This window comes from Streptomyces niveus (assembly GCF_001723055.1).
GTDB lineage: Bacteria > Actinomycetota > Actinomycetes > Streptomycetales > Streptomycetaceae > Streptomyces > Streptomyces niveus.
On record NZ_MDCR01000438.1, the window covers coordinates 174 to 2,253 of the forward strand.

General features: G+C 74.4%; 1 protein-coding gene. It reads right to left on the minus strand.

Features of this window, described 5'->3' with window-relative positions; genetic code table 11:
• Positions 1-280: 280 nt before the first annotated feature.
• Positions 281-2,080: alkaline phosphatase family protein (locus BHU15_RS35660; RefSeq protein WP_069630897.1), on the minus strand; the 1,800-nt coding region annotated here is incomplete at its 5' end.

Consider the following 2,080-nt stretch of genomic DNA (forward strand, 5'->3'; position numbering starts at 1 on the left):
CGCCGCGCGCGGCGGACGCGCAGGGGTCGAGCGACATCCCGAGGAGGGTGCACAGCACCAGCAGCACGACGCACATGGCGGGACGGCCCGCCGTGGCGGGCCGGGCGGCGCTGCGCGGTTCCGGGACGCGGTTCACTCGGCACGACCTCCTGATCGTGCATCCTGTGCCCGCGCCCGCCGACGTGCCCGCCGGGAGCCCGACAACCGCTCTTCCGGGGGACACGCGTTACGCCGACCCGTGCAGGGCGGCGCTCTTCGCGGAGACGCCCGCGGACGCGCCCTAGGGGCTCGGCTCCGGCTCCTCGCGGGGTACGGGGGCGCTCTCCGGTGTCTGGCCCAGGGGGATCTGGGGGCCCAGGCCGTCGTAGAGCCAGCGCTTCAGCACCGCGTGGACCTGCTCCGCGCCCACCAGCTCGGTGTCGACGGGGACCGGCGGCGGCAGGGTCAGGGGCGACAGGAGGAAGGCCTGCGACTGCTCCCCGCCGAGTCCGCCGTGGGAGCCGATCTGCTCCTCGAACGCGTGCACGCGGCCCGTCGCCGGGTCGTACATCGAGTTGACCATGATGTCCGCGACATGCGGGAAGGTGTCGGTGCGCCGTACCGCTTCGGCGGCGCCCGGCCCCATCGTGGCCAGGATCCCCGTGTCGTCCAGCTTGGCGACGGGGATCTCCGCACCCGCCGGGCCCAGCACCACGGAGCCGTCCGCCTCGCTGCGTACGAGGAGGAAGCCGATGCCCGGATGGTTGGCGAGGGTGCGCAGCAGCGCCGGGTGGCGTTCGTCGATCTGTTCGCGGCTCATCCGCTGCGGGACGTCCGGGAAGGAGATCAGGCCCAGATTTCCTGAGGCGAGCACGATCGGGTCGTGGCCGCGCGCCGAGCGCTTCTCCTCACCGGCCTCGCCGTCGTCGCTCTCGTCGCCGTCGACGGGGCGGTGGAGGGCTATCCGTACGGCGTCCCGCGCCGCCTGGCGCGCCTCCGCGCCGCTCTTCGTACGGACGGCGCGGCGCGGCACGGGCAGCCCGCAGCCGGCCCGTACGAGATCCCGGAGCGTCAGCCCGTACACGCCGAGGAAGGTCTCACCGGGGCTCTGGCCGTGGTCGGAGAGGAGCACGAGGCGGTAGGAGCGCGGCGCGTGCTCGGCGACCTTGGCCAGCAGCGCGATCGAGCGGTCCAGCCGCTGAAGGACGCGTATGGCGTCCCGGCTGTGCGGTCCCGAGTGGTGGGCCACCTCGTCGTACGCCACGAGGTCGGCGTAGACGGCGGCACGCCCGGCCAGCATGTCCCCTATCACCGCCGCGACGACGACGTCCCGCTCGACGACGGTCGCGAAGGCCCGGATGAAGGGGTAGAGCCCGCCCCTGCTCACCCTGGGCCGGTCGCCCCGGACGCGCGCCCGCGTCGACTGGCCGATCTCGCGGCCGACCTCGGCGACGAAGGAGACGGCCGTACGGACGGCGTTGGCCGGGTCGGTGAAGTACGCGAAGTAGCCGGCCCGTGAGCGGGTGGCCTTGCCGCGCCGGGCGGCCATGGACAGCACGAGCGCGAGCTGGTCGGCTCCGCCGCTGAAGAGATTGCCCCGGCTGGCGCCGTCGAGGGTCAGCAGTCCGGCGTCGCGGGTGTGCTCGACGGCGCGGCGCTGGAGTTCGGCGGCGCTGGCCGGCCGGTTGCTGACCATGATCCGCCCGCTCTCCTTCTCGTACCAACGGAAGGCGGGGACATCGTGGTTGGTGCCGTGCAGGATGCCGAGCTGGCTGGCGCCGGTCTGGCTGGACCAGTCGGTGCGCCAGGGCGTGAGCCGGTGGGTGGGGCGCTCGCCGAGCCAGTCGGCGAGGGTGGGCATGTGGCCGGCGGCGACGGCGTCGAGCAGCACCTGGTGGCCGACGCCGTCGAGTTGGAGGAAGAGCGTGCCGGGCGACGCCGGGGAGCCGATGCGCGCCCTGTCCCCGTCGCCACGGCGCCGGCGCCGTCCGGCGAGGCGCGAGAGTCTGCGCCGGTAGGCGTCGTCGTCGCGGACGGCGAGGGCGGTGGAGGTCGCGGACGCGACGACGACGCCTACCGGCGCAGACTCTCGCGCCTCGCC